Annotated in this window: 8 protein-coding genes; all 8 read right to left on the reverse strand. The window is 63.2% G+C overall.

Annotated elements, in window-relative coordinates:
- Positions 1-28: 28 nt before the first annotated feature.
- On the reverse strand, positions 29-1,213 hold the full coding sequence (gene cfaB / locus DYL61_RS14660; RefSeq protein ID WP_105695884.1) for a C17 cyclopropane fatty acid synthase CfaB: 1,185 nt from the start codon (positions 1,211-1,213) through the stop codon (positions 29-31).
- Positions 1,214-1,277: 64 nt separating this feature from the next.
- On the reverse strand, positions 1,278-2,087 hold the full coding sequence (locus tag DYL61_RS14665; protein ID WP_135308895.1) for an HvfC/BufC N-terminal domain-containing protein: 810 nt from the start codon (positions 2,085-2,087) through the stop codon (positions 1,278-1,280).
- A complete protein-coding gene (bufB, locus tag DYL61_RS14670) occupies positions 2,078-2,923 on the reverse strand; it encodes an MNIO family bufferin maturase (RefSeq protein WP_135308896.1) in 846 nt (281 codons plus the stop codon). The genes DYL61_RS14665 and bufB overlap by 10 nt, the downstream gene beginning before the upstream one ends.
- A 66-nt stretch (positions 2,924-2,989) precedes the next feature.
- The gene (gene bufA2 / locus DYL61_RS14675) at positions 2,990-3,241 is read right to left on the reverse strand and encodes a BufA2 family periplasmic bufferin-type metallophore (protein ID WP_105695881.1); all 252 of its coding nucleotides are present in this window, start codon (positions 3,239-3,241) and stop codon (positions 2,990-2,992) included.
- 99 nt (positions 3,242-3,340) lie between these two features.
- The gene (locus tag DYL61_RS14680; RefSeq protein ID WP_135308897.1) at positions 3,341-5,233 is read right to left on the reverse strand and encodes a cation-translocating P-type ATPase; all 1,893 of its coding nucleotides are present in this window, start codon (positions 5,231-5,233) and stop codon (positions 3,341-3,343) included.
- The gene (gene hflK / locus DYL61_RS14685; RefSeq protein ID WP_135308898.1) at positions 5,230-6,264 is read right to left on the reverse strand and encodes a protease modulator HflK; all 1,035 of its coding nucleotides are present in this window, start codon (positions 6,262-6,264) and stop codon (positions 5,230-5,232) included. Before hflK (DYL61_RS14685) ends, DYL61_RS14680 begins: the two co-directional genes overlap by 4 nt.
- Positions 6,261-7,253, reverse strand: a complete 993-nt coding sequence (gene hflC, locus DYL61_RS14690) for a protease modulator HflC (RefSeq protein WP_167497965.1) — start codon at positions 7,251-7,253, stop codon at positions 6,261-6,263. Before hflC ends, hflK (DYL61_RS14685) begins: the two co-directional genes overlap by 4 nt.
- 9 nt (positions 7,254-7,262) lie before the next feature.
- Positions 7,263-9,167 (reverse strand): protease modulator HflK, encoded by a 1,905-nt coding sequence (gene hflK, locus DYL61_RS14695; RefSeq protein WP_135308900.1) that lies wholly within the window; start codon positions 9,165-9,167, stop codon positions 7,263-7,265.
- Positions 9,168-9,276: the final 109 nt, after the last annotated feature.

Here is a 9,276-nt window from a genome sequence, read left to right on the forward strand (position 1 = left end):
CACATTTGACCCACTGTGCTCCGGTGGCTCAGCGGTAGATATCCTCCCGCGTCCACGGCAGTTCATGGCTGCCATCGGCGTGAGGTTTCACCGCCAGAATCTGGTGCAGGTTGATCCAGCCCCGCGCAAACGCATAGGCGCAACCGGCCAAATACAATCGCCAGATCCGCAACGCCTGCTCCGGCACCATCTTCGCCGCGGCTTCCAGGTTGTCCTCCAGCCGTTCACTCCAATGATCCAGCGTGCGTGCGTAGTGCAGGCGCAGGCTTTCGACGTCGACCACTTCCAGCCCGACTTCGCTGAGCTCGGCGACCATCATCGACAAGTGCGGCAACTCGCCGTTGGGGAACACATAGCGCTCGATAAACTCCCCAGCGCCACGACCCACCGGGCGACCGTCGGTGTGCTTGGCGGTAATGCCGTGGTTCATCACCAGGCCGCCTTCACGCACCGCGCCGAACAGGGTCTTGCTGTATTCGGCCAGGTTGGCGTGACCAACGTGCTCGAACATGCCCACACTCACGACTTTGTCGAAACGCCCATCTTGCGGCAGGTCGCGGTAGTCGAGCAGTTGCAGGTCCACCTGATCTTCCAGGCCCTCGGCTTTCACCCGCTCGCGGGCCAGCGCCAATTGCTCTTTGCTCAGGGTGATGCCAAACACTTTCACCCCGAACTCCCGCGCCGCAAACCGTGACAACCCACCCCAGCCACAGCCCACATCCAGCAAATATTCCCCCGGCTGCAGCCGCAATTTGCGGCACAGGTGGCGGAATTTGTCTTGTTGGGCCTGGTCGATGGACTCGCTGCCGGTTTCGAAATAACCGCAGGAATACGCCATGTCCTGGTCCAGCCATAGCTGGTAGAACTCGTTGGACAGGTCGTAATGGTAGGAAATGGCCGCCGCGTCAGTGGCCTTATCGTGGATCGAACGCACCGGACGACTCCCCTCGTCGTCTTCGATCAGGGCGTGACTCAGTTCGTCACATACCCGGATGACCTCGGTGATGGAGCCTTCCAGCTCCAGTTTGCCCTCGACGAAGGCTTCGCCCAGTGAGTCGAGCGTGGGATGGGTCAGCTGAGTCACGACCGTGGGGTCCTTCACCACGATCGTCACACTGGGCTCAGGCCCCAGGTTGAATTCATGGCCGTCCCAGAGTCGAAGACGCAGCGGTAGCTGAAGATTCTGTAAGGCCGGTGGAAGTTGCGCGAGCATGAGTAGTCCCCCCTTGTTTCAGACGTCTGGAGTGAGGGTAGACCATCCCTAGAAAAGTAGGAAGCTATCTATTAGTAGCAGGTTCCCACTGGATTCGACGCTCGAGCAAACCGTCCTGAACCCATTGTTTCAGCCATGTAACAGCTTGCAGTGGCGCACCCTCTGCATAAGTGACTGCCAACTCGGCGCACAGTTCTGCAAAGCACCAACCGGTGGTCACCATGCCTGCCAAGGCACAAGCCTCGGCGGGTTCCAGGCTGCGGTAATGGCATACATTCTGATGGCGCCACACCAGGCAAATCTGTGCGAATTCAAGGGCGTGGCTGCCGGGGAACACTGACTCCTCTTTACTTGCCCGCCAGACCTCTACCGAATTGAAGTGACACAGCAACTGCTGCACCGAAGGCGCCAGGGTGACCTGCAAGCCCGGCCAATCCTCTGGCGCCAGCAGCGCCATGTCGTTCACGGTCAATGGCTCGCCCTGCAGCGCATCAAAGGCCAAGGTAAACGCCCATTCCAAGCGGGCCAACTCGGCCAGCGGTGCGCTCTGCTCGGCCACCAGATGCTCACGAATAAACCCCGGGAACCGCTCGCCCAGCCAACGCAGGCTGTAGTGGGCGGATGGGTAACGGCGCACATAGGCCTCGGCCAGCAACGCAAACTCATCGTCTCCCAACCAATAGCGGATCGCGCGGAAGTCCTGCTGCAAGACTTCGTGCAACCGCGCGCGGTAGGCGTTGTGGTAAATCGCCAGGCCGGTTTGCACATCCAAGGTGGGACCGCCCAACAAAGTCGCGGCAAAACCACTGTTGGCGGACGACGTTTGCGCGAACAGATGCGCTTCGAAGGCCAACTGCCAATCTATCAGGCGCATAGCGACCTCCTGGCCAACGCGGCCGCGCCCAGCTCACGGGCTTTGCTCAACTCAACGAGCAGCTCTTCGAACGGCGGGAACTGATCATCACGCTCCAGCAACGTCGAGACCGGTCCGAAATGCTCCAGGGTCTGCTGATACAGCGCCCACACCGGATCGCACACCGGATGGTCATGGGTATCGACCACGTAGTCGCCGTAGTCCATATGCCCGGCCAAGTGCAGTTGGCGGATGCTGTGCGGCGGCAAGTTGCGGATAAACGACCAGGCATCGAAGCCATGGTTGCGCGAGCTGACGTACACATTGTTGACGTCCAGCAACAACTGGCAGCCCGACAGATGGGCCAGCGCATTGAGGAATTCCCACTCGGTGAATTCATCAGCCTTGGCGCGCACGTAGCTGGAGACGTTTTCCAGCACCAACGGGCGCTGTAATACGTCCTGCACTTGGCGGACGCGGGCAGCCACGTGGTACAGGCTTTCCTCGGTGTAAGGCAGCGGCAACAGGTCGTGCAATTGGTGGGCGCTGCCACGGCTCCAACACAGGTGATCAGACACCCACGCCGGCTGGATACGCTCGGCGAGCTGTTTGATCTGTTTCAGGTAATCCATATCGAGGGCATGGGGCCCGCCGATGGAGAGGGACACGCCATGCATCACCAAGGGGTAACGCTCGGCGATTGCGTCCAGGTAGTACAAGGCTTTACCGCCTTGGACCAGGTAGTTCTCGGAGATCACTTCAAACCAATCCACGGCTGGCGATTGTTCGAGGATCTGCTGGTAATACTCGTTGCGTAAACCCAGGCCGTAACCCAGGTTGGGGAGGGAAGTGGACATAGGACACTCCTGGGGAAAGTGTCCGCAGCGGCGTGGGCAACCGCTGCGGGAGCACTCGGTGGCCGGTTACTCGCCGACTTTGCCGCCAGCGGCATCGCACGCGGCCTGGCTCATGGCTTTGAAACCATGCCCCTTGCAGACACCCTGGCCCTTGCAGGCGTTTTCAGCGGTCTTGCAGTCGTTCATGCCTTTGCAGGACGTCACGCCGTAGCAGTGAACAGTCGCGTCGGCGGCCTGTACCTGGGTGGCGACACCAGCAAACATAGTGGCGGCAGCGATAGCCAGGGCAGCACCGGAAACGGCGTTTTTGATGTTCATCGTGGTATTCCTCATGATCAGTAGTGGTGTCGGTCCGAACGGAGTGCTCAGTCTCGACACACCACTAGAGAGAGGTCATCGGTTGGCGTTACAGCCTCCTCACGATTTTTCTTCAAGTTTTAAAAGCGGCTCCTGGAAACGCAGCAACCGCCCTGCATTCCCCAGTACCAGCAACGTGCTGAGGTTGTGCAGCACCGCGGCAATCATCGCCCCCGCCGCACCCAGCCAACCAAACGCGGCAAATACCACGATGGCCAGCGTCCAGCCCAAACCGATGATCACGTTGACCTGCAACGTCTGCCGGCACTGGCGACTCAAGCGCACGCACGTCCCCAGGCGCCGCAGGTCGCTGCCGATCAGCACCACATCCGCCGACGCCAACGCGATATCCGCCCCACCCGCGCCCATGGCCACGCCCACTACACCGGCCTTGAGCGCCAGGGAATCGTTGATACCGTCGCCCACCACCATCGGGCGAAAGCCGCTGCCGATTTCGCCCAACACCCGGTTGAGCTTGTCTTCCGGCAAGGCCTGGGCTTCGACATCGCTGATGCCCACGTCCAGCGCCAGGCTGTCGGCGACGCTTTGGCGGTCGCCAGTGAGCAGCAGTTGGCGACCCAGGCCGAGGTCGCGCAGCTCTTGCAACGCCTGGCGTGCTTCCGGCTTGACGCTGTCGGCCAACAGCAGCCAGGCGAGGAATTTCCCGCCCAACGCCAGCCCGGCAATCGGGCCATCATGCTTCGGCACAGGTGGGGTCACGATGCCCAATTGCTCGAACAACTCAGGCCGTCCCAATGCGGCTTCGCCCTCCCCGGTCTGCGCCACCACGCCCAGGCCCTGACGTTCGCGAATATCCGTCAACGCCAGCAGCTGTTCCTGCGTCGCCAACCCTGCGAGCGCCCGGCTGACCGGGTGACTGCTGGCCGAGCCCAGGCTGGCCGCCAGGTTGAGCAATACCTGCCGGTCCGGCGCGCTGGTTTCGATGGAGTGCAAACGCAGCGTGCCAAACGTGAGGGTGCCGGTCTTGTCGACCACCAGGGAGGTCAGGTCCGCCAGTTCCTCGAGGAACGCCGAGCTGCGAATCAAAATTCCATGCCGCGCCGCCACCGCAATCCCGGCAATCGCGGTAGCCGGCGCCGACAACACCAACGCGCACGGGCACGCCGCCACCAGCACCGCGAGCATCGCCTGGGCGTCATTGGTCACAAACCAAGTCACCGCCGCCAGCAACAACACCAACACCATATAACTGCCGGCATAACGCTCCAGCAGCCGCGTGATCGGCGGCTTGGAGCGCTCGGCGTTCTGCATCAAGGCGATGACTTTGCCCAACGTGGATTCGTTACCGGTGCGGGTCACTTGCAGGCGCAACAAGCCGTCGAGGTTGATCGCCCCGCCAAACACCTGCACGCCCACACTGGCTTCCAACGGCACCGACTCACCAGTGATCGGCGCCGTGTCCAGGCTCGCCTGGCCCGACAGCACCACCCCATCGGCGGGCACGCGGTCACCGGCGCGCACTTCGACGGTATCGCCGGTGTTCAGCGTGCCGTTGTCCACTTCAACAATGCTGCCGTCAGCCTGCACCAAGCGCGCATGGCTGCGGGTCAATTTGCCCAAGGCGTGGATCGCTTCCTGGGAGCCGATCACGCTGCGCTCTTCCAGCACATGGCCGAAGATCATGATGATCGGCAGCAGCGCGGCGGTCAGCAGGTCGCCGGTGGCCCAGGCGCCCAGCATGGCCAGGGCGATCAGCTGGTCGGTGATGCCATGCAAGCTGGGAAACCGCAGGCTGTACCAGGCAGAACGCATCACCGGCACCGCCACCAACAGCGAAGCAACGCCCAGCAGCAACTGGCTCACACCGGTCTGGTCCGGCGCCAGCCAGCGCCATACCAGGCCCAATACCAGCAAGCCCAGCGCCAACATGGCCAGGGTCAATTGCCGCGCAGCGCTGCGCTGCTCGGCGGAGGTCAGCATGGGCGCGCTCATTGTTCGGCTCCCTGAATGATCAAGCGGGAGTCGTCTTTGGGATCGACCGTGGTCACGGAACCGGCCTGGCCGAGAATCTTCGGCAGGCGCTCGCGGTACAGGCGCAGCAGCAAGCCCGGGTCTTTCACCTGGGCCAGGCTGGCCACGGTGGCGGTTTGTGCCTGGGCATTGGCCAGGCGTTCGCTGGCCTGGGCGTGGGCGACTTGCACCAGGCGGTCGGCCTGTTGGTTCGCGGTCTGGGTGAGTTTTTCGGCGTCGGTGCGGGCATTGGCCACGGCTTTATCGGCTTGCTGGCTGGCCGTCAGCACCGCGTTGAAGGCATTCACCGCCGGGCCCGGCAGGCTGGATTGCACATCCACACGGGTGACTTCGATGCCCAAGCCGAGGCCGCTGGACGTCAGCTCGGCGAGGCGCTTGTTGATGCCTTGCACCAAGTCGCCGCGCAGGCGTTCACGACGCTCGGCGGCGCCGTTGTCGGTGCCAATCAGTTCGGGGCGTGCCACCAGAATCGTGTCCAGATCGCGCGCAGCGGTGAGGGCCACAGCACTGCGGGTTACCAGGCGATCCAACGCCGGCAACACATGCTCGCCCTGCAACACAAACGCGTAGGGCTCAGTCACCTTGTAGAACACCCGTACATCCAGCTGCACCACCCCGGCATCGCCGGTGAGCAGGTAACCGGAGCCCGCCAGTGCATCGCTGAGCGGCGTGGCGAACGTGGCCACGCGGTCCGCCTGGACCGCCGCGTCGGAACGCAGCAGGTTCTCCACCCGACGTTCGATCACCCGGTCCGCCGCCGGCAATAGCACCACTTGTTCAAACGGCTGCGGCCAGGCCAGCAACAGCCCGGCATTCTGGATACGGTCGAGGGCGCCGAAGTGCAGCACCACGGCGCGGTTCTGCGGGTCGATCTGGCGCACATTGGAAAACGCCCAGGCCAACGCCGCCAACACCGTCACCGCGTACAGCGCCAGGAAGGTCAGGCGCCCGGCCTGAATCCACGGGCTGTCCGGGCTGTCACGCTCGCTCATGGCTGGACGTCCTTCGGCCCGTCCACCAAGGCGCGAAATGGCGCCGCGTCGGTGCGCAGGATGATCTTCGTGCCCGGCGTCACCACGGTGCCCAAGGTATCCAGGGAGCGCAGCAGGTTATACAGCTGCGGGTTACCGGCGTAGGCACGGCCATAGATCTGCGCCGCTTCCACCCGCGATTGCGCTTCGATGTCGGCGGCTTTCACCGTGGCATCGGCCTGCACGATGCGCGCATCGCGCTCGGCGGCGGAGCGAATCTGCGCGGCTTCACGCTTGCCCACGGCGGTGCGTTCAGTGGCGATGGTCTCGCGCTCGGCGCGCATGCGGTCGACGGTGGCGGTGAGGGTCACCGACGGCAGGGTCAGCCGCTCGATACCCACTTGAGCCACGCGCACGCCGTAGGTGGTGAGCAGCTGTTGATCAATCTGCTGACGCAGCTGCGCTTCGAAATCGGCAATGCGCACTTGGCTGGCATCGGTATTGATCAAGCTGGACAGGTCAAAACTGGCCGCCGTGGTTTCCAGTGCCGAGCCGACAAAGGTGCGAATCTGCCGCGCCGCTTCATCCGGCTGGTTCTGCACCGCGCGCATAAAGCGCTGCACATTGTCGGCATCGCCCTGCACCTGCCACGCCACGTAGGCCTGCACGATGATGCGCAGGCCATCGCGGGTGCCCACGTCCTGCAAACCGCTGGAGGTGGTGCGCAGGCGCAAGTCCACCGGGATCGCCGCTTCGAACGGCGCCGGCCAGCGCCAGCCCAGGCCCGGCTCCAGCAGCACCCGCGACGGGTTGCCAAAGCGCGTGATCACCGTGGCCTCTCCCGAGCGAACCTGCACCAGGCTCGCCGCCGCGACCGCAAACAGTACCAGCAACACCGCCCAGGCCATGCGCCGCCAAGGGAACGGACCGGCCGCGTGTTCTTCACCGTGATGATGGTGGTGGTGATGGCCATGATGATGACCGTGATCGTGAGAATGAGCGCTCAACAGACAGACTCCTTATTGAACGGCTTTACGCGGCACCGAAGGATCGGCCGGCAAAGTAAAAGAACGCAGATCGATCGTCGGTGCGCTGTCGGCACCCAGGCGATGATCCAGAATAAGCAGCTTGGCGTTGGCCAGGCCCTGGCTGAGTTGGCCGAGGTACTGTTCCAGCACGAACGCTTTGCCGGCGGTGGCATAGGCCTTTTGTTCGGCGGCAAACCGCAGGTCGGCGGCTTGGGCCCCGGCACTCACTTCGCGGGCGGTGGCCGTGGCCTGGTCGCGGGCGGTGCTGGCTTGCAGCAAGGCCTGGTTGGTTTGCTCGCTGGCCGCGCCGCGTTCGCGGGAGATCAGCGCTTGAGCGCCGATTTGTGCCGCTTGCACGCCGTGATAAGCGTTGGCCGCACCGGCCGGAGGGTGGATGGCTTCTACCACGGTGGCGAGAATTTCTACGCCGCTGTCGAGTTTTTGCAAATCCGCTTGAACGGCACGGCCAATTTCGTCGGCGAGACGTGTGCGTTGTTCGCCGAGCAATTCGTCCAGCGTGCGCGAGGCAAAGTCATGCACCAGGATGCGGCTGGCGGTGCTGCGGATCAGGGTCGGCACATCCGCGCTGTTATAGGTGGCGGCGAGCGCGGCGTTGTCAGTCAGGCCGATGCGGTACACGAACCGCACATCCATATTGACGATCTGGAAGCTCTGTTTGTCGCCACTGCTGCTGGCGATGACCTGGGATTTGTCATTTACATGGCTGGCGTCCCACAACCGATTGGCAATCAGCGGCGCCGGGCCTTCGGCAGAGGCCAGTTCCGGAGCGGCGGCTTCGCTGACGCTGGTGGCCAGTTCATGCACCACGCCGTTTTCCACGTTGATCACGCGGCCCAGCGGCCAGGGCAACCCGGTATGCAGGCCGGGGCCGAACACCTCCACCGGTTTACCAAATCGCTCATAAATCCCACGACCTTGCAGGGGCACTTCGTGCACGCCGGTCAGCGCCCAGCCTACTGCCAGCACCACCAGCAACACCGGCAGGAATGCGCGACGCATGTAGGTAAACGCCCAGATTTGGCGCAGGTCGATGCCGAAGCGGTTGTGCAATTCGTGCTGCAAGGCGAGCAAGGGTTGCGGCGGCCAGCGCAGTAGCCCGGCGATAAAACTTTGCGCCATCAGGCGCGGTTCCAGGCGTGGCTGCCGTGGGCTGAACAGTGACAGTACGGCTCTAAGCAGGAACTCTACGGCGACCAGAGCCGGCAGCAAGCCGATCAGCACCGCCAGGCGCAGCGGCCACACCGATTCGGCGCCCGCAAACAACAGGCAAAGCGCACTGACCACCAGGCAGATAATCGCCACTCGACTCAACTGCGCCAGTTGCGAGGCTTCCGGCCACTGGGCGGCGGTTTCCTGCGCCAGGCGGCGTTCGAACACCAGCAAACCAAAGGCCAGTGCCAACCCCAACGCAGCGCCAATACTCGCCGATTGGCCAAGCGGTGCGGCAGGCAACGCCAGGTTCCAGAACTCGACGATACTGACCAACGCCCACAACGACCAACCACCGAGCCACAACACCGGCGCGCCAATCTGCTGACCCAAGCGCCCCACGAGCCGTGCGTAACGGCCCGCCTCTTCAACAGGCGTTTCAACCAGCGGTTCTTCCAGCGCCTGGGCACGCCAATCGGCCACCCACCACGCCGACTGCAAACCGGCCACCAGCACCAACAGCGCTGACGCGCAGTTGATCAACACCACCGGCCAGATCGACAACGGCGCAAACAGGGCCACAAACAGCGCCAGCACCCAGCCAGCCACGGCCAATACCGTCAGGCTGATTCCCGCTTGGCGCAATCGGCGGGCGTGAAACACCCCCTGTTGAAAACGCGGAAGGCCTTCCACCGAAGCACCGTCAGCTTCCAGATCCACTTGCATCCCGACACGCCCATTCGCACACAATTAGTTACGATATAACACGGGGCGTGAAATTTTTGTCTGATAAACGCCCAAATCCCCTGTGGGAGGGGGCAATCCCTAATGCCAG

The sequence above is a fragment of the Pseudomonas nabeulensis genome (assembly GCF_004682045.1).
In the GTDB taxonomy this organism is placed as follows: Bacteria; Pseudomonadota; Gammaproteobacteria; order Pseudomonadales; family Pseudomonadaceae; genus Aquipseudomonas; species Aquipseudomonas nabeulensis.